Source organism: Mesorhizobium sp. B2-4-6, assembly GCF_006442775.1.
GTDB lineage: Bacteria > Pseudomonadota > Alphaproteobacteria > Rhizobiales > Rhizobiaceae > Mesorhizobium.
Map to the genome: position 1 here is coordinate 1 of NZ_VFVI01000007.1, position 21,692 is coordinate 21,692.

General features: G+C 65.2%; 20 protein-coding genes and 1 tRNA gene. 4 read left to right on the top strand and 17 right to left on the bottom strand.

Features of this window, described 5'->3' with window-relative positions:
• Positions 1-158 precede the first annotated feature (158 nt).
• The 9 genes from FJ957_RS18225 to FJ957_RS18265 all read right to left on the bottom strand — a co-directional run bounded on the left by FJ957_RS18225 (position 159) and on the right by FJ957_RS18265 (position 6,342).
• Positions 159-1,397 carry a DUF1501 domain-containing protein gene (locus FJ957_RS18225; RefSeq protein ID WP_140833712.1) on the bottom strand — a complete coding sequence of 413 codons (1,239 nt, stop codon included), beginning with the start codon at positions 1,395-1,397 and terminating at the stop codon, positions 159-161.
• A 21-nt stretch (positions 1,398-1,418) separates the two neighbouring features.
• A complete protein-coding gene (locus tag FJ957_RS18230; protein WP_140833714.1) occupies positions 1,419-2,876 on the bottom strand; it encodes a DUF1800 family protein in 1,458 nt (485 codons plus the stop codon).
• Between the two features lie 100 nt (positions 2,877-2,976).
• Positions 2,977-3,264 (bottom strand): hypothetical protein, encoded by a 288-nt coding sequence (locus tag FJ957_RS18235; RefSeq protein ID WP_140833716.1) that lies wholly within the window; start codon positions 3,262-3,264, stop codon positions 2,977-2,979.
• A gap of 112 nt (positions 3,265-3,376) precedes the next feature.
• On the bottom strand, positions 3,377-3,823 hold the full coding sequence (locus FJ957_RS18240; protein ID WP_140833720.1) for a periplasmic heavy metal sensor: 447 nt from the start codon (positions 3,821-3,823) through the stop codon (positions 3,377-3,379).
• Positions 3,820-4,269: a hypothetical protein gene (locus tag FJ957_RS18245; protein WP_140833726.1), complete on the bottom strand. Its 450-nt coding sequence runs from the start codon at positions 4,267-4,269 to the stop codon at positions 3,820-3,822. Before FJ957_RS18245 ends, FJ957_RS18240 begins: the two co-directional genes overlap by 4 nt.
• Positions 4,270-4,343: 74 nt before the next feature.
• Positions 4,344-4,883: an RNA polymerase sigma factor gene (locus FJ957_RS18250; RefSeq protein ID WP_140833731.1), complete on the bottom strand. Its 540-nt coding sequence runs from the start codon at positions 4,881-4,883 to the stop codon at positions 4,344-4,346.
• Between the two features lie 45 nt (positions 4,884-4,928).
• Positions 4,929-5,366, bottom strand: coding sequence for an acid-shock protein (locus FJ957_RS18255; protein WP_140833732.1), 438 nt, complete (start codon positions 5,364-5,366; stop codon positions 4,929-4,931).
• Between the two features lie 157 nt (positions 5,367-5,523).
• Positions 5,524-5,712, bottom strand: coding sequence for a DUF2158 domain-containing protein (locus tag FJ957_RS18260; protein ID WP_140833734.1), 189 nt, complete (start codon positions 5,710-5,712; stop codon positions 5,524-5,526).
• Positions 5,713-6,266: 554 nt separating this feature from the next.
• A tRNA-Thr gene (locus tag FJ957_RS18265) sits at positions 6,267-6,342 on the bottom strand.
• A gap of 337 nt (positions 6,343-6,679) precedes the next feature.
• Here FJ957_RS18265 and FJ957_RS18270 point away from each other — a divergent pair.
• Positions 6,680-7,876, top strand: a complete 1,197-nt coding sequence (locus FJ957_RS18270; RefSeq protein WP_140833736.1) for a hypothetical protein — start codon at positions 6,680-6,682, stop codon at positions 7,874-7,876.
• Between the two features lie 40 nt (positions 7,877-7,916).
• On the opposite strand, the gene FJ957_RS18275 is transcribed toward FJ957_RS18270, so the two are convergent.
• Both FJ957_RS18275 and FJ957_RS18285 read right to left on the bottom strand, forming a co-directional pair.
• Positions 7,917-9,518, bottom strand: a complete 1,602-nt coding sequence (locus tag FJ957_RS18275) for a cisplatin damage response ATP-dependent DNA ligase (RefSeq protein WP_140833738.1) — start codon at positions 9,516-9,518, stop codon at positions 7,917-7,919.
• A gap of 241 nt (positions 9,519-9,759) precedes the next feature.
• Positions 9,760-10,770, bottom strand: a complete 1,011-nt coding sequence (locus FJ957_RS18285; RefSeq protein ID WP_140834231.1) for a ligase-associated DNA damage response exonuclease — start codon at positions 10,768-10,770, stop codon at positions 9,760-9,762.
• 229 nt (positions 10,771-10,999) lie between these two features.
• Between FJ957_RS18285 and FJ957_RS18290 the strand changes: the two genes are divergently transcribed.
• The 3 genes from FJ957_RS18290 to FJ957_RS18300 all read left to right on the top strand — a co-directional run bounded on the left by FJ957_RS18290 (position 11,000) and on the right by FJ957_RS18300 (position 12,992).
• Complete coding sequence (locus FJ957_RS18290; RefSeq protein ID WP_140833741.1) at positions 11,000-11,944, top strand: methyltransferase domain-containing protein; 945 nt, start codon at positions 11,000-11,002, stop codon at positions 11,942-11,944.
• A 74-nt stretch (positions 11,945-12,018) separates the two neighbouring features.
• Positions 12,019-12,393, top strand: a complete 375-nt coding sequence (locus FJ957_RS18295; RefSeq protein ID WP_140833743.1) for a hypothetical protein — start codon at positions 12,019-12,021, stop codon at positions 12,391-12,393.
• A gap of 68 nt (positions 12,394-12,461) precedes the next feature.
• Positions 12,462-12,992, top strand: a complete 531-nt coding sequence (locus tag FJ957_RS18300) for an AAA family ATPase (RefSeq protein WP_140833744.1) — start codon at positions 12,462-12,464, stop codon at positions 12,990-12,992.
• Here FJ957_RS18300 and FJ957_RS18305 read toward each other — a convergent pair.
• Genes FJ957_RS18305 through FJ957_RS18330 form a run of 6 tightly spaced genes read right to left on the bottom strand, consistent with a single transcriptional unit; the run spans position 12,989 to position 21,617 of the window.
• Entirely contained in the window at positions 12,989-13,930 is a 942-nt protein-coding gene (locus FJ957_RS18305; RefSeq protein ID WP_140833746.1) for a glyoxylate/hydroxypyruvate reductase A, read from the bottom strand. The two genes, FJ957_RS18300 and FJ957_RS18305, sit on opposite strands and share 4 nt — an antisense overlap.
• A gap of 37 nt (positions 13,931-13,967) precedes the next feature.
• Positions 13,968-15,596, bottom strand: a complete 1,629-nt coding sequence (locus tag FJ957_RS18310) for an ABC transporter ATP-binding protein (protein ID WP_140833748.1) — start codon at positions 15,594-15,596, stop codon at positions 13,968-13,970.
• Positions 15,593-16,732: an ABC transporter permease gene (locus FJ957_RS18315; RefSeq protein ID WP_140833750.1), complete on the bottom strand. Its 1,140-nt coding sequence runs from the start codon at positions 16,730-16,732 to the stop codon at positions 15,593-15,595. Before FJ957_RS18315 ends, FJ957_RS18310 begins: the two co-directional genes overlap by 4 nt.
• Entirely contained in the window at positions 16,732-17,829 is a 1,098-nt protein-coding gene (locus FJ957_RS18320) for a microcin C ABC transporter permease YejB (protein ID WP_140833752.1), read from the bottom strand. The genes FJ957_RS18315 and FJ957_RS18320 overlap by 1 nt, the downstream gene beginning before the upstream one ends.
• A gap of 30 nt (positions 17,830-17,859) precedes the next feature.
• Positions 17,860-19,737, bottom strand: coding sequence for an extracellular solute-binding protein (locus FJ957_RS18325; RefSeq protein ID WP_140833753.1), 1,878 nt, complete (start codon positions 19,735-19,737; stop codon positions 17,860-17,862).
• Complete coding sequence (locus tag FJ957_RS18330; protein WP_140833755.1) at positions 19,737-21,617, bottom strand: extracellular solute-binding protein; 1,881 nt, start codon at positions 21,615-21,617, stop codon at positions 19,737-19,739. Before FJ957_RS18330 ends, FJ957_RS18325 begins: the two co-directional genes overlap by 1 nt.
• Positions 21,618-21,692: the final 75 nt, after the last annotated feature.

The following is a 21,692-nucleotide window of genomic DNA, read 5'->3' on the forward strand; positions in this document are numbered from 1 at the left end:
CGACCAGGATTCATTCGGTCTCCTTCCCACTTCAAACCATACACCAGAACCAACACACAGGATTCTAGGGTCTGCGCGCGTCGCTTTGCCCCTTGCTCCGCCCTAGAATGACGATGACAGCAAATCCCGCACCTCTCACCGATGGGCATAGCCGAGGCTCACGCCACCAGATCGCGCATCGGCTTCACCGCCGCAGACTCCGGAAACACCTTATCGCCAAGCACCGCGGCGGAAAGCCCGAACTGTTCGGCGAGCAGGCCCTTCAGCACTGCCCGCACGTCGCTGGTCGGGGCGAGATCGCGTTGCTCGTAGAGCTGGTTCGGCTTCAGTCCCGGCCAGTTGGCGATGACGCGTCCGCCCTTGATCGCGCCGCCGGCAAGCAGCACCACCGTACCGGTGCCGTGGTCGGTGCCGACAGTGCCGTTGATGCGCGCCGTGCGCCCGAACTCCGTGATGGCGACGATCGCCGTGTCCTGCCAGCGCGCGCCGAGCCCCGTCTCGAACTCCTCGAAGGCGCCGTCGAGGCCTCCGAGCAGATTGGCCAGCCGCCCCGTGGCGCCGCCTTCATTGACATGCGTGTCCCAGCCGTCGAAGGCGAGTGCCGCGATACGCGGCCCGTCATCGGCAGCCAACAGCCGCGCCGCGCCTTGCGCCGACTGGCGCATGCCGGCGGCATTGCCGAGGCCGCCTCTCGGCTTCATCGTCTTGCCGTCGAGCTGGTCGCTCATCGCCATGCGGTCGGCGTCGAGCCCTTTCTGGAGCGCGGCCGCCAGCACCGGGTCGCGATGATTGTAGAGATCGAGAACGCGCTCCGCCAGCGCATCGCCGGGCGCCGGCAAGACCTGCGGCGCCCAGCCGAGCACGGGCGCCGCGCCGCGGATCACCAGCGGCGTCGAAGGACCCACGGCGAGCCCCCCGGCTTTCGCGATTCCGTCGCCGGCCGGCAGGCTGGCGAGCGCCCGGTTGAGCCAACCCGTCGTAGCATTGCCGGGGCCGGGCAGGCCGCTTTCCAGGACGTCCTGGCCGTCAAAATGCGAGCGGTCGCGGTAGCCGGTCGCGGCCGCGTGCACCACCGCCGCTTGGCCTGCTTTGAACAGGCGCGCAAAGACCGGCATTGCCGGGTTGACGGCGAAGAAACCGTCGAGCGGCAATGCCGGGTTGGCGCCTGAGAGCGAAAGCGCGATGTCGCCATGCAGGCCGGCATAGTCCGGATCGCCGACCGGCCCGACCGTCGACAGCCCGTCGAGCGCGCCGCGCAGCACGAAGACGATCAGGCGTGGGTCGCGATTGTCGGCCGCTCGGGCAAAGCGCGGCAGGTAGGCCCAGGCGAACAGCGCGCCGCCGGTCATCAAGACGGCACGGCGGGACAGGTTGGGAGTTTCGCAGAGAAGGCTCATGGGTTCATCTCCGTTGCTAGGTCACCGGCGCTGGAATTCCGGCGCCATCAACAGCAGCGCCAGGCCCTGCTGCCTGGACTCCGCCCGCGCAATTGCCTGCCGAGTCTCGGCCGAGACGGACGCACCGATCAGCGACGCCAGCGTCTCGTCGGGGTCGCCGATGTCGTCCGCCTGCTTCGCGGCCTGCCAGGCGATGTCCAGCCGCGTCTTGAGGCCCTCGGCGGAAGCCCATGCATCCGTCCGGTCGGGAAAGCCGTTCGGCCCCGGCGGCTGCCATAGCGGTTGGCCGAGCATGCTCAGCCAGCGAAGCGATCGTTGCGGTTCGTTGCCGGCGGTGGCGCCGACCGCTCGCCGCAGCGCGACGACATAGTCCAATGGCGAGCGCAGCTTCGTGAGCGGCGTCGACCAGGCTTCGGGCATGTCGACCAGCGTCAATGCGATCGAGCGCAGGTCGCCATCGGTCTTGGTGAAGACCGAGGCCAGGCGGGCGACAGCCGCCGGCGGCGGATCGTCCGCGATGAAATGGCGCGCAAGCTTGGTGGCGATGTGCCGCGCGGTGGCCGGATGGCGGGCAATGTCGTTGAGCGCCGCCTCCGCCTGGCCCATGCCGCCGTCGGGATAGGTCTTGCCGAGCAGCACGGCCTTGCCCGGCTGATGCGCATTGGCGTTGAAGACGAAGCTTCCCGGCTCTCCCAGCCGCCCCTCGCGTCCAGCCATCATCCAGCCGGTCAGCATGCCGGCGAAACTGGTGACGTCGGCTTGGGCATAGCCGCTGCCGACGCCCAGCGTGTGCAATTCCAGGATCTCGCGGGCGAGGTTCTCGTTGAGGCCGCGTCCGCGTCGCTTGCCGGCTCGGGAATCGGGGCCAATGGACTGCTGGTTGTCGAGATACAACAGCATGGCCGGGTGGTGCTCGACTGCCAAAAGCATGTCGGCGAAGCGGCCGAGCACGAAGGGGCGGATCGCCTCGCGCTCGAAAGCGCCGGCGCATGCCCGCACGACCGGCGCCTTGGCGACGGAAACGCAGAAATGGTTCGACCAGAAGCCGACCAGCCTCTCGACGAAGCCCGGTGTCGCGGCGAGCGCCTTGTCGAAGCGGGCCTGCGCTTCGTCGCGGTAGATATCGGCCTCGACGCGCGGCACCGCTGGTTTGGCTTTTGTCACGGCCGGGCCGGCCGGGTCTTCCGCGGCTGTCGGCTGCATGGCGGCCGCTGCCCTCTCATCCCGCGCCGTCTTGCGTTCCATGGTCGCCGCCATGCTGGCCTGGATCGCCGCGGTGCTGTCCAGCAGCCCGGCATTCCTCGGATCGTCGGGGGGAATGAGCGCGATGTCTTGCTGTTTGAGCTCGGCCTTGAGGTAGCCGCGTGGATCGACGGCGATCTTGCCGAGGTTGTCGCCAGGTTTTGCGCCGAGGCCGAAGCGGTTGAGCGCGACCAGGGCGGGGTCCGGCGAGACGGAGTTTGAGACTGGGGCGGCCAATGAAGCCTCCGTTCCGAACCGACACTTCGGCCGGCATGTTGCATGGATCGGGAAGGGCGCTCACGACGCCGGCCGCAGCCCCGGCGTCATGAGCGCGCCGTCACCAGCGGCGCCAGTGGTGCCAGCGATGGTAGGGATGCCAGACCGGGCCGATATAGACGCGCGGTCCGCCCCAGTAATAATAGCCGGGATAGATCACGCGGCGATTGGGCACGCAGCGGCCCCAGTGGTTGGGATGCCAGCCCGGACCGCAGCCCCAGGCGACACGCTCGATAAGCGCCGGCGCCGGCGCAGCCGGTGCGATCGGCATCGCCGAGGCGGCGCTTGCGGCGGCCATCCCGCCGATGGCGAGCGCTGCCGCGATCGAATATTTCGTCAGACTGTTCATGGGATACTCCCGAAAGTTTCGAGGTTGAAGAGAACCTGCCCGCCGCCGAAGGCGGTCACAGGCCTATCCCTCTTTTCCTTGAACGGGGCGTGTCCGCTCTTTCCGTCGCTGCCTACGGCGATTTTTTTGCAGGCGCCGGCGGCTGCCTGCCGGCGCGCCGCATCAGGGCGTCCGCCAGCAGCTGGCGATCTTCCGCCGATCCCGATGCGGCGAATTCGATGATGCGTTGCTCGAGCCGGGTGCGCACGGTGACATCGGCCTTGCGCGCGCGTTCGAGCGCCGCCGCAAGCGCGTTGCTGTCGAGCGTCGGCTGCTGCAGAAGGTTCGCCGCCTCGCGCCGAGCGGCCTGGCCCTCGAGGATCACGTCGCGGGACTCGCGGCGCACCTCGCGCAGCGCCTGACGGAAGACCTTGCGGTCGGCGGCCGGCAGCCTGCCGCCGGCCGATTCCAGCGAAAAGCCCGGATTGGACTTGCCGATCAGCCAACCCGTCCCGCCGGCGAGCGCGCCGATCAGAAAGACGTTGAGTACCAGCGATGCCGCGACAAGACGGGGGCTCATAGGTCTTCCTCGTAAGGATCGGCGTCGGGGCCGGCGTCGCCGAACGACGTCGCGTTGGCGTCCATGACATAATGGTCGGGCTGCGTATCCGGGTTGACGATGGTCACTAGCGCCAGCCCGGCCACGGCGCCGGCCAGGCCGATACCCGCAAGCCCGAAGCCCAGCCACCAGAACCGGCGGTGGCGGCCCTGCCTGACCTCGGTCGCGGCGCGGGCGACAATGGCGCGATGGAGCGCCGGGCCGGGTGCTTCGACGCGATGCCGGTCGAGCATGGCGTCGAGCCTGCCGGCGCGCGCCAGGATGGCTCGGCCCTCGTCGGTTCCGGCAAACAGCATCGCGGCGGCATGTTCGGCCGGCGGCCAGCGGTGCAATGCGCCGCCATAGGCATCCGCAAGCGCGGCGAAGCGCCCGGCATCCATCGGCCCGTTTGCGGTCTTCTCAGCCATCTCGTTCCCCCTTCCACCGTTTTGACGTGGCCCCCCACGCCGCAGTCCTCAAAATTCGCAGTCCCTTCGAAGTCTCAGTCATCGCCGTCTCCCGCGAGCATGGCCTGCAGAGCGCGCCGGCCGCGCGCGAGCAGGCTTTCCAGCGCGTCGACGCTGACCTGCATGGCGCCGGCGGCCTCGATGTTGGACAGCTCCTGATAATACACCAGCACGATCGCTTCGCGCTGGCGCGGCGCGATGCGCTGCAGCGCCTGGTTGACCCTGCGCTCTTCGTCGCCCGCCATTGCATCGGGAAGCGGCGCTTCATCGGCCACCTCTGGCAGCTCGTCCGTCGTCCATTCGCGCCGGCGCCGCAGCCGGTCGTAGCAGAGATTGAGCGCGACGCGGTGGATCCAGGTGTCGAAGCGAGCCTGCCCTTGGCGCCAGCCCGAGGCGTGGCGCCAGATGCGCACGAAGGTTTCCTGGGCGACGTCCTCGGCCTCCGCCGCGTCGCCGAGCATCCTTGCGGCCAGGGCCAGGATGCGCGGCAGCTTGCGCGCCACCATCGCCTGCACGGCGCCGGGGTCGCCGGCGCCGATGCGGCGTACCAGTTCCTCGTCCGGATCGGCGCCCATCAACCCGGGCGCTCGCGACTGTCATTGTGCGGCATAGCCTCTTGGTCATTGCTCCTGATTGGGAGCGGATTTGTGGCCCGGCCTCTCGTCGGCGCCAAGCACGCCGTCGCCGTTCTTGTCGAGCTTGGCGAAGCGCTTGGCGAGGAAGGCGTCGAGCTCGCCCTTGTCGACGAAGCCGTCCTTGTTGGTGTCGATGCGCGCGAAGGATTTGGCCGGATCGCCCTTGGCCTTGCGGGCGGTCTGGAAAGCGGTCCATTCGGCGAGGCTGACCTTGCCGTCATTGTCCGTATCGGCCCTCATGAACGCCTTTTCCCGGCGCGCCTCGAACTTTTCCAGTGTCAGGCCGGACTTGGTTTGGTCAGACTTGGTGGCCGGAGCCGAGGTGCTCGGCGCCGTCTGGGCCGGGGCAGGGGGCGGCGTCGTTGTCTGGGCGACCGCGGTCTGCAGGCCAAGGGCAACGACGAATATCGTTTGGCGGATCATGCTCTCGTCTCCGGTGGGGCGCGGCCATTGGCGGCCACGCTTCAGCCATTGAACGCGAGGCAAAGCAAAATCCGTCGGTCCTTTTTCGACCGGACAAAACGTCCCCGGGATCCAGCCCGGCCGGACCGAATCGTCCCTGAAGGACCGAAAGCGACGACTATCTCGGGTGGTCGACGGCCACCAGCTGGTCCGGCTTGAAGCCGGCATGCTGCGGGGTCCAGACGTCGCCTTCGCGGTTGAACCAGTGGCACAGACACGTGCCGGAGGCCGCGCCGTCGCTGATTGTCATTTCCGGGCCTCCGGATTTCAGCCTGACGACGTCTCCGGTCTTGAAACTGTTGGGCATTTCGACCTCCCATGCTGACAAGGCGAGTTTCCCACCAACAGCGATTCCCGACAATGGCCGAGATGCGCCGATGACGTGGTGCAGGCGGGAAGGCGTGGAAAACTGGTGCCGCTAGCGTGATCCGCGAGGCAGCACTGTCATATCAAGGCTTTTGAGCTCCACTGATTGGCTGCCTTCTCCGCCCGGGAGGACGATCATGGACCTTTCTTCCGACAATTTCGGCATGGGCGCACAGGTGGAAGCCCGGCTCGCTTTTTGTGGTTAGGATTTGAGGTCAGCAAGCCGGGCTATGCGCCGACCGATGGGCGGGGGGCTTGGGGTTATCAGCCGGCGCGATCGCGAGACTGTCTGATTTGCCTGCCAGCCCACAATCGACCGAGGTCCGTCCTGCCAAACGCATTGGTCCGAAAGGACCAAAGATATAGCCCCTTATTCCGTTGGGGCAGCTTGCCCGCCGGCGGTCTTTTGTTACCTGCCCCCATTGCCCACGGTTAACGAGCAGACCGCTCAAACGCTCGGCCTTCAGCAACAGTTTGGTTCCCGCGGAGAAATTTTGGTGCCGCTTGCGTGACTCGAACACGCGACCCCATCATTACGAATGATGTGCTCTACCAACTGAGCTAAAGCGGCCCGGGAAGCGTCAGGCTTCCAGAATGGGCTGGGTGATAGACTCAACCGCTCGCTAATTCAAGATGGGCAGCGGTGAATTCCGGCCTCGTCGGCGGCAATTCCGATCTAGGGTTACCGCGCCACGGGCGCAGGCGCGGCCCGTGGCGGCGTGCGGGCCGCACGTCCTTCGCACCTGGCTGGCCGGCGCGACCGCGCCGGTGGTGACGAAAAATGTTGATTCTTAAACAAAAAATGCCGAAATGCCTTTGGCCGGCAAGGCAGCCGCTCGCCGTTGATCGATTGGTCGCCTGTGGCCGACGATCAGACAACCGTGAGCGAACGCGCAGAGGGAGCTCGCTTGGACCCAATCGAGAAAGCGATCCGCAATGCCTTCGAGAAAGGCAATGCCGAGGACCGGGCGTTCCGCGAGAAGGTCTATCGATCGGCCTTTGCCGCGCTCGACCGCGTCCTGCAGGCCAATCCGAACGTCACGGTCGAGGCCGCCATCAGCCGCCGCAAGGCGGTGCAAGCCAAGATCGCCGAGATCGAATCGGAATTCCTGCCGGCCGTGCCCGATGTGACGTTGCCGCCGGAAAACATCGCGTCGGCCGGCAATGGCGCGCCGGATCCCCGCGTCGAAGCGCCGGCCGTGTCGGCCGCGCCGTCGGTCGACGCGCCGCTGCCGCCGTCGCAATCCGCGCCCTCGCCCTCGATCACCGTCGACGGCCCGGTGCAGCCCGATGCTTCGGACCAGCCGCGCTCACGCGTGCTGCCGCGCGTGCCCGACATCATGCCCGACGAGACCGCGCTTCCCGACGCGCCGTCGCTCGACGATTCGCCGGGCGCTCCCGTCGGCAACGGCGCTGAGGTCGCGCCCGACCGCGACGAGCGGCGCATCAGGGGGCGGCGCCTGCCGCTGACCGCGATCTTCGTCGTCGCGACGCTGCTCGCGGCCGCCGGCATCGGCCTCTATTTCGCCAAGCAGACCGGCGTCTTCAAGACGGCGGCAGAGCTCGACACCGGCCCGCCGGAACCGACGCCGACGCTGGACGACGAGGACTCCTCGCCGCCGGCCGAACCCGGCTCGCCGCAGAAGCCGGGCGAGGCCGACCAGTCGAAGAACTGGATCAACGTCTTCTCGCCGGCCGATCCGACCCGTGTCAGCACGCCGTCCGACGCCGCCGCCGAGGTGATGAAGGACGACACCGGCCAGTTCCTGCGCATCCGCTCGGGCGCGTCCGGTTCGGCCATTGCCTTCGATGTCGGTCAGGGCGTGCTGGAGAAGCTTGCCGGCAAACATGCCATGTTCGACATCGTCGCCCGCTCGGAAGAGGGCAAGGAGACGCAGATTTCGGTCGACTGCAATTTCGGCGATTTCGGCGATTGCGGCCGCAAACGCTACGCGGTCGGCCACGAGCGCAACGAATATCTGTTCGACGTGCAGTTCCCCGACAAGCATCCGGGCGCCGCCGGCACCATCGCCGTCAACTCCGACTTCGACCAGAAGGGCAAGTCCGTCGATATCTACGAGATCCGCGTTTCGATCGCCGAGTGATCGCGCCGCTCTATCTGCCGGCGCCGGCGCGCCGGCGTCCCTAGCCGTCCAGCAGCGCCTGCAACGTTTCGATGCGATCGGCTTCCGCGGCCGGCTTGTCCCAGCGCAGCCGCGAGATGCGGGGAAAGCGCATCGCGACGCCCGATTTGTGGCGGGTCGAGCGGTTGAGGCCTTCGAACGCCACCTCCAGCACCAGGCCGTTCCCGCGGTCGGCGCGCACCGAGCGCACCGGCCCGAAACGCTCGATCGTGTTGTCGCGCACATATTTGTCGATCTCTCTCAGCTCCTCGTCGGTGAATCCGAAATAGGCCTTGCCGACGGGGACCAGTTCTTCCGAACCCTCGGGGCCGGACCAGACACCGAACGTGTAGTCGGAATAGAAGCTGGAGCGCTTGCCGTGGCCGCGCTGCGCATACATCAGCACCGCGTCGATGGTGTGCGGATCGCGCTTCCACTTGAACCAGGGCCCTTTTGGCCGGCCGGCGAGGTAGGGCGAATCCCAGCGCTTCAGCATCACCCCTTCGATGATCGGATGCGGCGGCGCCTGGCGCAGCCGCTCCAGCGGCTCCCAGTCGGAGAACGCGACAAAGGGCGAGAGATCGAAGCGGCTGGGATCGAGCGTCCCGACAAAGGCCTCAAGGCGCTTGCGGCGCTCGCCGAAGGGCAGCGCGCGCAGATCCTCGCCATCGATCTGCAGCGCGTCGTAGCAGCGCATGAATGCCGGATATTGCTGCTGGATCTTTGGCGAGACGCTCTTGCGGTTCAGCCGTTGCTGCAGGTCGGAAAAGGTTCCGGTCGCCTCGCGCGGGTCGCCGACCAGCAGCTCGCCGTCCAGCGCCGCCTCGAAATTCATGGCCGCGGCGAGGTCCGGGAAGGCGCCCGACACGTCGTCGCCGGTGCGTGAATAGAGCCGGCGCACGCCGCCTTCGCACACCGCCTGCACGCGGATGCCGTCCCACTTCCATTCCGCCGCATAATCGGCCGGATCGAGCTTTTCGAGGTCGTTGTCGCCAACGGCATTGGAAAGCATCACCGGCCGGAACAGCGCGAGCGCTGCGCTCCTCGGCTTTTCCGCCCGGCCCTCCAGCCAGGCGAACAGCTCGCTGTAGGGCGCCGCCAGACCGTGCCAGAGCTCCTCGATCTCGGCGACGTCAACTTGGCCGAGGTCGGCCAGCGCCTGCTTGGCGAGCCGCGCCGACACACCGATGCGCAGGCCGCCGGTGACCAGCTTGATGATGGCGAAGCGCGCCGAGATGCTGGCGTCGTCGAGCAACCGTGACAGCACCTTCGGCCCGTCAGAACGGCTCGCCGCCTGCAGCCTGCCGACCACCTCGGCAAGCGTCGGCACATGATTGGGGATATGCCCTTGCGGCTGCGGCCAGACCAGCGACACGGTCTCGGCAAGGTCGCCGACATAGTCGTAGGAGTAGCCGAACAGCACCGGGTCCATGCGCTCGACCACCAGCGCGCGCAGCATCGCCGGCTTCACCGCCGCGATCGAAAGATCACCCGTGATCGCCGCCAGCGCCAGCCCGCGATCGGGGTCCTCGACGCTGCGGAAATAATCGGTGAGCAGCGTCAGCTTGCCGTTGCGCGACGGCGTCAGCACCAGACGGTCGAGGAGCTCGGCGAAGCGGTTCATGGGGATGTGCGCCCCGCCAATGGCGAAAGCCGGCGCGAGGCACCCCCCTCTGTCCTGCCGGACATCTCCCCCGCACGGGGAGAGATTGGCAGTTTCGGCCCTGCCGCACATCCTGCAATGTCGATGATTGGCGAAAGTCGGCGTGACGTCTGATCTCCCCCCTTGAGGGGGAGATGTCCGGCAGGACAGAGGGGGGCGCCGTAGAGCGCGGCGGTGGCGATTTTCCTATGCGCGTACGCCATCAATCGCCCTCGTCCTCATACCCCACGAGATGCAGCGGCCGCGCCGCGATGCCCTCCAGCTCGCACCAGCGCACCAGGGCCTCCTCGCGGCCATGCGTTACCCAGATTTCCTCCGCGCCGGTTTCCTTGATGGTGATGATCAGCTCGTCCCAGTCGGCATGGTCGGAAATGATCAGCGGCAGCTCGACGCCGCCCTGCTTGGCGCGCTGGCGGATGCGCATCCAGCCTGAGGCGAAGCAGGAAATCGGGTCCGGAAAACGTCGCGCCCAGCGGTCGGCGAAGGCCGATGGCGGCCCGACGACGATCGCGCCGGCGAAATCGGCCTTGCCGCCGCTTTCGACGGTCGCCGGCTCGAGCTTGCCGAGATCGATGCCCTGGCTTTGATAATATTCGCTGAGCTTGGCCAGCGCGCCGTGGATATAGATCGGCCTGTCATAGCCGGTGTCGCGCAGCAGCCGCATCACGCGCTGCGCCTTGCCGAGCGCATAGGCGCCGATCAGATGCGAGCGCTCGGGAAACTGCGCCGCCGATTTGAGCACGCGCGCGATCTCCTCATGGTCGGGCGGATGCCGGAACACCGGCAGGCCGAAGGTCGCTTCGGTGATGAAGACGTCGCATCGGACAGGCTCGAACGGCAGGCAGGTCGCGTCCTTCTGCCGCTTGTAGTCGCCGGAGGCCACGATGCGCATGCCCCGGTGCTCGACGGCGATCTGCGCCGAGCCCAGCACATGCCCGGCCGGATGGAAGGTGACGGCGACGCCGTTGATGTCGATCGTCTGACCGGGAGTTGCCGCTTGCGTCGTTCCGGCGAAATCCTCGCCATAGCGCAGTCCCATGATGTCGAGCGTCTCTTGCGTCGCAAGCACCGAGCGGTGCCCGGATCGCGCATGGTCGGAATGGCCGTGCGTGATCAGAGCCCGCTCGACGGGCCGCACCGGATCGATGAAGAAATCGCCGGGCGGGCAGTAGAGGCCCTCCGGCCGGGATTTGAGCAGGTCGCTGGCGCGCATGGCTTTGAACATAGTAGCTAAATTTGCCGCGGGAAGCCCGCTGCAAGAGACTGCTGACTCGTCCTGGATCGCAATCGCGTTTCGTTGAAACGCCATCACGATCCGGCTCTTTGTTGGAACATGACCTCTCTCCGAAAACCGGTTCCCACTTTTTGCTTCCTGACCTTCGGTTCGGGATCATGCTATGGAGCCGGCCGCCGGCCCGCCTCGCCGGTGGGATCCTTCACGAATGAAACCGCTCCAGGCCTCGTCGGGCGATTTGAACGCCGACCGTCGCGCCGATTTCGCCGAGATGCTTCTCGCCTCGGGCGAGCCTGCGCGGGCGGCGGAGCTTCTGCTTGGCGCGCTGGAGCTGGCGCCGCGCTGGGCCGCCGGCTGGTTTCGCCTCGGCGAGATGCAGGAAGCGGCCGGCCTGCCCGACCAGGCCGCGCAAGCCTGGGCCATGGCGCTGAAGCTGGAGCCCGCGGATCGCCTTGGCGCCGCGCTCAAGCTTCAGCTGATCGGCAAGGCGGCCGCCGCGGCGGCGCCGCCCAGCGCCTTTGTCGAGACCTTGTTCGACCACTACGCCGACAGTTTCGAGGAATCGCTTGTCGGGAAACTCGGCTACGGGCTGCCGGATTTTCTCGGGCACGCCATTGGCAAGGCAAGGCCCGGCCGGTTCCGGCTGGCCCTCGACCTTGGCTGCGGCACCGGCCTGATGGGCGAAAGGCTGCGCCCTTTCGTCGACCGGCTTGAGGGCTACGACATCTCGGCCGGCATGCTGAGGAAGGCGAGGGGCAAGGGCATCTACGACCTGCTGGCCAAGGCCGACCTTCAGCATTTCTCCCGCACCGGCGACAGAGCCGACCTCGTGGTCGCGGCCGACGTGTTCATCTATGTCGGCGCGCTCGACCGTATCGTCGGCGCGGTTGCGAACATGCTTGCCGATGGCGGCATATTCGCCTTTTCGCTCGAGACGCTTGTCGGCGGCGGCGATTTCGCCCTTTTGCCGTCAAGGCGTTATGCTCATTCCGAGGCCTATGCGCGGCGCGCGCTTTGTGCCAACGGGCTTGCGGTCCTGTCGCTGGAAAGCATGATTATCCGGCACGACCGGCGTGACCCGGTCGAGGGCCTGGCCATCGTGGCTGGCTTCCCTGCTACAACTACCGAGGCGGGGAATCCGGCAACGGCATGAGGTCGACCTTGCTGCGAAAAAGCCTGAATGGCATGGTCCGGGTTGCGCGGGGCGGATACCATGAGGAGATATCCATGCGCTGGACCATGGTTGCATTGGCATCTTGCCTGACCGTTGCCGGCTGTGTCGGCGGCACATCGATGGCCGAGCGTCAGGACGAGGATGTCCAATCCTCATTGCAATATGACGATGTGCCTTGCGACCAATTGCTGGCGCAGCGCAATCAACTGGCGCGGCAGAACAATCTGCCCGTCACCGCCAAGCCGAGCTTTTCCAATCCGGCCATGGGCTTCGGCCCGTTCATACCTGACACGCGCTCCAAGGCGCGGCGCGACAGCAACAAGGCGAGCGGCGAGATCGACGCCATGAACCGCTCGATCGACCGCCGCGACTGCGGTAAGCCGAAGAAGAAGGAGACGCTCGGGCTGCCCGGCTCGAAGCCTTCCTGAGTATCCGATATTCGATATTCTGCTTTGCGATCGGTCGGGTCGTCGAGCTTTCGTGTCTGAAGGCCGCCATGAATCTCTCGGATCTCGGCAATCGCATCTGCATCCTGGGACCGTCCAACAGCGGCAAGTCCACTCTTGCCAATGCGATCGCCCGCAAGCGCGGCCTGGAGCCTATTCACCTCGATGTGCTGCACCATCTGCCCAACACGGACTGGGAGCCGCGTCCAAAGAGCGAATTCATTGCCGTGCACGACGCCGCAATCGCCGGCGAGCGCTGGGTGATGGACGGAAATTATTCAGTTTGCATGCCGCAACGCTTCCGGCGGGCAACCGGCCTTATTCTGCTGGATATCTCCACGCCCATGAGCCTGCTGCGCTACTTTCGGCGAACGCTGTTCGAGACCGCCAGGCTTGGCGCCCTCGAAGGTGGGCGCGACAGCGTCAAATGGGACATGATCCACCACATCGCCGTCACCACGCCGCGAAACCGCAAGAAATACCAGGCGATGTTCGAGGAGCTCGAGCTGCCGAAGCTGCGGCTGTCTTCGCCGGGGGCGATCAAGCAGTGCTTTAGGGACTGGGGTTTGACACCCGACTAGTAACCCGCTTCGCGGTCGACCAGGTTGTCCAGCTTTTCGCCGCGCTCGAAGGCGGCCATCTGGCGAAGCATGATCGGCACCAGATGGGCCGGGTCCGAGGTCGCCGCCGCATGCGGCGTGACGAACACTTTCGGATGGCTCCATAATGGGCTGGTCTTCGGCAGCGGCTCGACTTCGAACACGTCGAGGCTTGCTTCCTTCAGCGTGCCGTCGTCCAGCGCGCGCACGATGTCGGCGTCCTTCTGCAGGCGTCCGCGCCCGGCATTGATCAGCACGGCGCCGCCAAGCCCGTTGCGCCGGCGCAGTTCCTTGAGCAGCCCGTAATTGACGATGCCCTGGGTTTGCGGCGTGAGCGGCAACAGCACGACGAGGATGTCGGTGGCATTGAGGAACGGGATCAGCCCCGCTTCCCCCGAATAGGTCGAAACGCCCTTCGTCGGATGCTCGCTGCGCGACCAGCCATTGACGGCGAAACCGAGCGAAAGCAGCACCGATGCCGCGGCGCGGCCGAGATGGCCGAGGCCCATGATGCCGACGGAGATGTCGCCGGCCGGCCGTTGCGGCGGCTCGTGCCAGGTCTTCTTCGCCTGTTGGCTGCGGTAGAGCATGCTCTGGCGGTGATGGTCGAGCACCCGCCACACCACATATTCGGTCATGTATTGGGTGAGATTGTCGGCGACGATCCTGACGATCGGCACGTCGGGCAGGCCGGGATCGGCAAAGATGTGGTCGACGCCGGCGCCGATCGAAAAGATGACGCGCAGATTGGGCAGCGACTTGAGAAGGTTGGGCTTCTGCTTCCACACCACCGCATAGGCGATCGACGGATCGTTCGGACCGTCCGGTTCCAGCACGACCTCGCGCTCGGCGGCTAGCAGCTCATGCCAGCGCTGCGGGTGAAAGCCGGTGAGGGCAAGCAGAACTTTGCCTTTTTCCATTTTCGGATGTTTCCCTGTTGTCCCGGTGCCGGTCCGATTACTCGCTGACCACGCCGGTCGGTGCCGTCTCGATCTTGAAGGCCGCCGCCATCAGCGCCCGCGTATAGTCGGTTTGCGGGCTGCTGAAAATCTGCGCGGAAGGTCCCGCCTCGACGATCTGGCCATTGCGCATGACGATGACGTCATTGGCAAGTGCGCGGACCACCTTGAGATCGTGGCTGATGAAGAGATAGGCGAGATTGTGCTTGGCCTGAAGGCCGCGCAGAAGGTCGACCACTTGCGCCTGCACGCTCATGTCGAGCGCCGAGGTCGGCTCGTCGAGCATGACGAAGCGCGGGTTGAGCACCATGGCGCGGGCGATGGCGACGCGCTGGCGCTGGCCCCCGGAAAACTCGTGCGGGTAGCGGTGGCGCGTCTCGGGATCGAGGCCGACCTCCTTCAGCACGGCGACCACCTTGTCGTCGCGCTGGTCGGCCGAAAGCTTCGGCTCGTGGATCTTCAACCCTTCCTCGATGATCTCCGAGACCGACAGGCGCGGGCTGAGCGATCCGAACGGATCCTGGAAGACGATCTGCAGTTCGCGCCGCAGCGGCCGCATGGCGCTGAAGGAGAGCTGGTTGATGTCGCGTCCGTTGAAATTGATCGTGCCGGTCGAGGAGATCATCCGGGCGAGCGCCAGCCCGAGCGTCGTCTTGCCCGAGCCGGATTCGCCGACGACACCAAGCGTCTGGCCGGCGCGCACCGTGACGTCGATGCCGTCCACGGCCTTCACATGGTCGACGGTCTTGCGGAAGAAACCTCGTCTGATCGGGAACCAGACCTTGATGTCCCTGCCGGTCATGACGGATTTGGCGCCCGGGTCGGCCGCGGGCGGCTTACCCTTCGGCTCAGCCGCCAGCAGATGCTTTGTATAGTCATGCCGCGGATTGGCGAAGATTTCCCCGGTCGGGCCGCTCTCGACGATCTTGCCCTTGGTCATGACGCAGACGCGGTCGGCGATCCTGCGCACGATGCCGAGATCGTGCGTGATGAACAGGAGCGACATGCCCTTGCGGGCTTTGAGCTTCGCCAGCAATTCGAGGATCTGCGCCTGCACGGTGACGTCGAGCGCCGTCGTCGGTTCGTCGGCGATCAAAAGCTCCGGCTCGTTGGCCAAGGCCATGGCGATCATGACGCGCTGGCGCTGGCCGCCGGAGAGCTGGTGCGGATAGGCGTCGAGGCGTTTCTGCGGATCGCGGATGCCGACCTCGTTGAGCAGCTCCAGCGTGCGGGCGCGGGCAGCTTGATCGCGCATGCCCTGATGCAGCTGCAGCACCTCGACGATCTGCTGCTCGATCGTATGCAGCGGGTTGAGCGAGGTCATCGGCTCCTGGAAGATCATGGTGATCTTGTTGCCGCGCACGCCGCGCAACGCCTTCTCGTTCATGGCAAGCAGGTCGGCGCCGCTGAACAGGATCTTGCCCGAGGGATGGCTGGCGGCGGGATAGGGCAGGAGCTTCAGCACCGACAGCGCCGAGACCGATTTGCCCGACCCGGATTCGCCGACCAAGGCAACCGTCTCGCCCTTGGCGATGTCGAATGAGATATGGTCGACGGCGATCGATTGCTTGCCGCCCTGCGCGAAGGCGACGCTCAGATCTTGGACGGACAGCAGGGCTTCGCTCATTTGAACGTCTTGCGCGGATCGAAGGCATCGCGTGTCGCCTCGCCGATGAAGACCAGCAGTGACAGCATGAGCGAAATGACGATGAAGCCGGAGATGCCGAGCCAGGGCGCGTTGAGATTGCGCTGCGCCTGTTTCAGCAATTCGCCGAGCGAGGCCGAGCCGGGCGGCAGGCCGAAGCCGAGATAGTCGAGCGATGTCAGCGTCGAGATGGAGCCCGAGAGCAGGAAGGGCAGGAAGGTCAGCGTCGCCACCATGGCGTTCGGCAACAGGTGCCGGAACATGATGGTGAGGTTCGGCACGCCGAGCGCCCGCGCCGCGTTGACATATTCGAAATTGCGGGCGCGCAGGAATTCGGCGCGCACCACGCCGACCAGCGCCACCCAGGAGAACAGCAGCATCAGGCTGAGCAGGATGAAGAAGCCGGGCGGCAGGATCGCCGAGACGATCAGCAGGAGGTAGAGCACCGGGATCGCCGACCAGATTTCGATAAAACGCTGGAAGAGAAGGTCGGTCCAACCGCCGAAATAACCTTGCACCGCGCCGGCCGCGACGCCGATCAGCGACGAGCCGAGCGTCAGGATCAGGCCGAACAGAACCGAGATGCGGAAGCCGTAGAGCACGCGCGCCAGCACGTCGCGCGCCTGGTCGTCCGTGCCCAGCCAGTTCCAGTTGCCGACGACGCAGTTCTCGTCGGCCTCTCCCTTCGGGTGCTGACTGCAACGCTTGCTCTTGTCGTAAAGCCAGGACGGCTTTGCCGGTGCCGGTTCCGGAATGGCGTTGTTGACCGTCTGATAGGAATAGCGAACCAGTGGCCAGATCATCCAGCCATTGGAGTTGATCTCGTCCTGGATCACCGGATCGCGATAGTCGGTGACGGCGTAGAAACCGCCGAACTTCTCTTCCGGATAGGCGACCAGAACCGGAAACAGAATCTCGCCCTTGTATGAGACGATGATCGGCTTGTCGTTGGCGATCAACTCGGAAAACAGCGACAGCACGAACAGAAAAAGGAAGATCCAGAGCGACCAGTAGCCGCGCCGGTTGGCCTTGAAATTCTGCAACCGCCTCTGGTTGAGCGGCGACAGAAATGGCCTGCGAGGCCGCGCCGGCGCGCTTTCGATCGCGGCCTCGGCCATCAGATGTCTCTCCGCTCGAAGTCGATGCGCGGATCGACCCAGGTGTAGATCAGGTCTGACAAAAGTCCGACGAACAGGCCAAGCAGCGAGAAGATGTAGAGGGTGGCGAACACCACCGGATAGTCGCGGTCGATCACCGACTTGAAGCCGAGCAGCCCGAGGCCGTCGAGCGAGAAGATGTTCTCGATCAGCAGCGAGCCGGTGAAGAAGGCCGAGATGAAGGCGCCGGGAAAGCCGGCAATCACGATCAGCATGGCGTTTCGGAAGACATGGCCGTAGAGCACCTTGTGCTCCGACAACCCCTTGGCGCGCGCCGTCACCACGTATTGCTTGCGGATTTCTTCAAGGAAGGAGTTCTTGGTGAGCAGGGTGGTCGTCGCGAAAGCCGAAAGCACGAGCGCCGTCAGCGGCAGCGTCATGTGCCAGAAATAGTCGGCGATCTTGCCCGGCCAGGACAGCTGGTCCCAATTGTCCGAAACGATGCCGCGCAGCGGAAACCAGTCCCAGAACGAACCGCCCGCAAACAGCACCATGAGCATGATGCCGAACAGGAAGCCGGGAATGGCATAGCCGACGATGACGACGCCGCTGGTCCATACGTCGAAGGTCGAGCCGTCCTTCACCGCCTTGCGGATACCGAGCGGGATTGAGATCAGGTAGGATAAAAGCGTGATCCACAGGCCGATGGAGATGGAGACGGGCATCTTCTCCAGGATCAGGTTCAGCACCGAGATATCGCGGAAATAGCTGTCGCCGAAATCGAAGCGGCTATAGTTCCACAGCATCATGCCGAAGCGCTCGAGCGGCGGCTTGTCGAAGCCGAACTGCTTTTCCAGCTTCTTGATGAATTCGGGATCGAGCCCCTGCGCGCCGCGATATTTCGAGCCGACATCGCCGGCAACGTCGAAATTGCCGCCGCCACCGGCGTCGCCGCCACCGCTGCCGAGGCGATCGTTGCCGCCCTGGTTGGTCAGCCGGGCAATCACCTGCTCGACCGGGCCGCCCGGCGCGAACTGGATGACCGCGAAGGAGATCGCCATGATGCCGAACAGCGTCGGGATCATGAGAAGAATGCGGCGCAGGATATAGGCGCCCATCAGGCGACGGGTCCCGCGCGAACAGTGATGTTAGGCTTTGCCAATCTTTGCCGCCTTGCCCTTGTCGACCCACCACAGCGCCTCGACCGGAAAGCCGAAATCGGGTTTCTGCTCGGGGAACCCGAACATGTCCCAATAGGCGCTTCGGTGATTCGCCAGATACCAACTTGGAATCCAATCGCGCCGCGCGCGCAAGGCCCGGTCCAAGGCGCGCATGGCGGTGGTCAGGCCTTCACGGTCCTTGGCGGCGCCGACGGCATCGATCAGCGCGTCGACTGCGGGGCTTGCAATGCCCGACAGGTTGCGCGAGCCCGATACGGCGGCGCTGCGCGAGTGGAAGAAGATCTCCAGATCGTCGCGGGTCGGCGTGGCGCTGAAACTGAAGGCCGCCGACAGCAGGTCGAAATCGAATGTCGATTGCCTGAGCTGGTACTGTGCCGAATCCACCAGGCGGATCGAGGCATCGATGCCGATGGCTTTCATGTTGGCGACCCAGGGCGAATAGACCTGCACGAATGTCTCGTCATCGACCAGGAATTCGGCGGAGAGCCGCCCGCCCTTGTCGTTGACCGCGAAATCGCCGGAGCGTTTCCAGCCGGCCTCGGCGAGCAGCTTCAGCGCCGCGCTCAGTTGCTTGCGGTCCCGCCCTGAACCGTCCGACGGCGGCTGTGTCACGGCCTCGCCGAAGGTCTCCGGCGGCAACCGGTCGCGCAGCGGCTCCAGCAGCGCCAGCTCCTGCGGCGTTGGCATACCCGAGGCCCGGAAGTCGGATTTCTCGAAGCAGGATTGCGAGCGCTCGTAGGAACCATAGAAGAAGTTGCGCCGCGTCCATTCGAAATCGAAGCAGAGCGCGATCGCCTGCCGCACGCGCGGGTCCTTGAATTGCTCCCGCCGCTGGTTGACCGCGGTGGCCTGCATGGAAGGCGTGGTTTCGGCGGGGAACTCATGCTTGATCACCTTGCCGGCGGTGAAGGCCGGAAAGTCATAGGCCGTCGCCCAGACGCGCGACGTGAATTCCTCGCGGTAGAGGATCTCGCCCTTCTTGAAGGCCTCGAACCCGGCCGTGCGATCCTGGTAGAATTCGATGCGGATGCGCCCGAAATTGTTCTGGCCGCGATTGACCGGCAGGTCGTTGCCCCAATAATCGGCCACGCGCTCATATTCGACCCAGGCGCCCGCCGACCAGCGCCCGACCCTATAAGCGCTGGAGCCAAGCGGCGGGTTGAGCTGCGAGGAATCGAACGGGTTGGCCGTGAAGAAGGCCTTCGAAAGGATCGGGAACCCGACCACGTTAAGGATAGTGCGGGCCGACTGCTTGCCGGAGAATTTGAGCTCGACCGTATGGGTGTCCTTCGCCACCGCGTCATCCAGATGCGTCAGCGACAGCGCGTAGTCCGGATGCCCTTTGTCTTTCAGCAGCTTGAAGGTGAAGGCGACATCGTCGGCGGTGAGCGGCGTGCCGTCATGGAAGCGCGCCTGCGGGCGCAGCGAGAAGGTGAAGCCGTTGCGGTCGTCCGAAATCGTGGCGCTCTCGGCGATCAGCCCATAGACCGCGTCCGGCTCGTCGAGCGCCCGCACCATCAGCGAATCGAAGCACATTTCCATGCGCTGCGGGGAATCGCCCTTGGGGACGAACGAATTCAGCGTGTTGAAGGTCTGCGGGCTCTGGTTGGCGCCCCAGTTCGGTGGCGAGAAGTTGAAGATGCCGCCTTGCGGCGCATCGACATCGACATAGTCGAAATGCGTGAAATCGGGCTTGTATTTCAGGTCGCCGAAGGCCGACAGGCCATGCAATTTGACGCCGGTCGGGGTATCGGCAAAGGCGCGGCCGGGCAGCAATGCGGCGGCCGTGGCCGCCGCGCCGAGCGCCAGGAAGTCGCGGCGAGGAAGCAAACTCCGCCGCCCCATCAATTGAGGCCCTTGTACTTGGCGGCCAGCGCCTTTTCCTTCTCGGGGTCGATCCACCAGGAATCGATATCGGCGCCGCGATAGCTTGGCTGCTTTTCCGGCATGCCGAACTTGTTCCAATAGGCAAGCCACACCACCGCGCGGTAGAATTGCGGGACTACATAGTAGTTCCACAACAGCACCCGATCGAGCGCGTGGGTGGCCGCGACGAGGTCGTCGCGATCGGTGGCGAAGATGATGCGGTCGACCAATGCGTCGACAACCGGGTCCTTGATGCCGGAATAGTTGCGCGATCCGGGCGCGTCGGCGGCCTTCGAGCTCCAGAAATCGCGCTGTTCGTTGCCCGGCGATTCCGACTGCTGCAGCAGGTTGGTGACGACGTCGTAGTCGAAATTATTGACGCGGTTGACGTATTGGCTGGGATCGATGATCCGCAGCGTCGCATCGACGCCGATCTTGCGCAGGTTGGCGATATAATTGCCTGAGAGGATCTGGTCCGTGTCGGACGTGCCGAGGATCTCGAATTTGAACGGCGCGCCGGTCTTGGCGTTCACCATCTTGCCGCCCTTGATCACCCAGCCCGCCTGGGCGAAGAGATCGACCGCCTGCTTCAGGTATTTCCGTTCCGCCTGCGGCGAGTCATAGACCGGCAGCTTGAATTCCTGGGTGAACAATTCAGGCGGCAGCTTGTCTCGATACTTCTCCAGGATCTCAAGCTCCTTGCCTTGCGGCAGCCCGCTCGACGCGAGTTCCGTGCCCTGGAAATAACTTGTCGTGCGCGTGTTGGAATTGAAGAACAGCGTGCGGTTCATCGTCTCGAAATCGTAGGGATAGGTCAGCGCCTCGCGCACGCGGCGATCCTGGAACAGCGGCCGGCGCTGGTTGAGCATGAAAGCCTGCATCGGCTCCGGCGAGGTGGTCTTGAAATCCTTTTTGATCACGTCGCCGGCGCCGACGGCGGGAAAATTATAGGCCGTGGCCCAACGTCTCGAGCTGTTTTCCGGCTTGATGTCGTCCAGCCCGCCCTTGGTGAAGGCCTGCCAGGCGGCGTTGTCGTCCAGTATGTAGGTAAAGCGCTGGGTGTCGAAATTCTCGCGGCCGACCTTCACCGGCAGCTTGGCGCCCCAATAATCCGGCACGCGCTGCCAGACGATCTCCGAGCCCGGCTTGAAGCTGGCGATCTTGTAGGCGGCCGAGCCCAGCGGCGGCTCCAGCGTCGGCCTGGTGATGTCGCGCTTCTTGCCGCTGGGGTCGGTGCCCTCCCACCAGTGCTTCGGTAGGACGACGAGATCGCCGAGGATCTTGGGCAGCTCGCGATTGCCCTTCTGGTTGAAATGGAATTCGACCTCGCGGTCCGAGATCGCGACGGCCTCGGTGACGTTCTCGAAATAGCGGTTGTATTGTGGGCTGTTGGCCTTGAGCACCTGGAAGGACCAGATCACGTCATCGACGGTGATTGGCTGGCCGTCATGCCATTTTGCCCGCGGATCGAGCCGGTAGGTGGCGGACGAATAGTCGGAAGGGTATTTGTAGGCATCGGCGACCAGCGGGTGGCTGACGCTGCCCTCGTCGGTCGCCTGGTCCATCAGCGTGTCGTAGAGCAGCCCGCCACCGAAGCCGACCAGCCCCGCGGCCGGCGATCCCTGCACGATATAGGGGTTGAAGCTGTCGAACGTACCGGTGACGACGGAGTTGTAGGTCCCGCCTTTCGGCGCATCGGGATTGACGTAGTCGTAACGTTGGAAATTCTCGCCGTATTTTGAAGGCCCGATCAGCGACGACGTCGTGTGCCACTCATCGGCGAAGCCGGCCTGCAGGCTGGCGGCGAAGGCGAGCGCGAACGCCGATGCGAAAAGCGTGCGGAAGCGGCCAACCTTCATGCGTTCTCCTCGTCGCGGACCCCGGAGCGTTCATCGTTTCACGAAAAAACGACGGCCGCCCTATCGCCTAGTCTA

Coding starts and splice junctions, on each gene's coding strand:
- FJ957_RS18225 (WP_140833712.1), bottom strand. CDS start 1,397: ATGAGCCTTCTCTGCGAAACTCCCAACCTGTCCCGCCGTGCCGTCTTG.
- FJ957_RS18235 (WP_140833716.1), bottom strand. CDS start 3,264: ATGAACAGTCTGACGAAATATTCGATCGCGGCAGCGCTCGCCATCGGC.
- FJ957_RS18240 (WP_140833720.1), bottom strand. CDS start 3,823: ATGAGCCCCCGTCTTGTCGCGGCATCGCTGGTACTCAACGTCTTTCTG.
- FJ957_RS18245 (WP_140833726.1), bottom strand. CDS start 4,269: ATGGCTGAGAAGACCGCAAACGGGCCGATGGATGCCGGGCGCTTCGCC.
- FJ957_RS18250 (WP_140833731.1), bottom strand. CDS start 4,883: ATGGGCGCCGATCCGGACGAGGAACTGGTACGCCGCATCGGCGCCGGC.
- FJ957_RS18255 (WP_140833732.1), bottom strand. CDS start 5,366: ATGATCCGCCAAACGATATTCGTCGTTGCCCTTGGCCTGCAGACCGCG.
- FJ957_RS18260 (WP_140833734.1), bottom strand. CDS start 5,712: ATGCCCAACAGTTTCAAGACCGGAGACGTCGTCAGGCTGAAATCCGGA.
- FJ957_RS18275 (WP_140833738.1), bottom strand. CDS start 9,518: ATGAACCGCTTCGCCGAGCTCCTCGACCGTCTGGTGCTGACGCCGTCG.
- FJ957_RS18285 (WP_140834231.1), bottom strand. CDS start 10,770: ATGCGCGCCAGCGACCTGCTCAAATCCCGGCCGGAGGGCCTCTACTGC.
- FJ957_RS18290 (WP_140833741.1), top strand. CDS start 11,000: ATGAAACCGCTCCAGGCCTCGTCGGGCGATTTGAACGCCGACCGTCGC.
- FJ957_RS18295 (WP_140833743.1), top strand. CDS start 12,019: ATGCGCTGGACCATGGTTGCATTGGCATCTTGCCTGACCGTTGCCGGC.
- FJ957_RS18300 (WP_140833744.1), top strand. CDS start 12,462: ATGAATCTCTCGGATCTCGGCAATCGCATCTGCATCCTGGGACCGTCC.
- FJ957_RS18305 (WP_140833746.1), bottom strand. CDS start 13,930: ATGGAAAAAGGCAAAGTTCTGCTTGCCCTCACCGGCTTTCACCCGCAG.
- FJ957_RS18310 (WP_140833748.1), bottom strand. CDS start 15,596: ATGAGCGAAGCCCTGCTGTCCGTCCAAGATCTGAGCGTCGCCTTCGCG.
- FJ957_RS18315 (WP_140833750.1), bottom strand. CDS start 16,732: ATGGCCGAGGCCGCGATCGAAAGCGCGCCGGCGCGGCCTCGCAGGCCA.
- FJ957_RS18320 (WP_140833752.1), bottom strand. CDS start 17,829: ATGGGCGCCTATATCCTGCGCCGCATTCTTCTCATGATCCCGACGCTG.
- FJ957_RS18325 (WP_140833753.1), bottom strand. CDS start 19,737: ATGGGGCGGCGGAGTTTGCTTCCTCGCCGCGACTTCCTGGCGCTCGGC.
- FJ957_RS18330 (WP_140833755.1), bottom strand. CDS start 21,617: ATGAAGGTTGGCCGCTTCCGCACGCTTTTCGCATCGGCGTTCGCGCTC.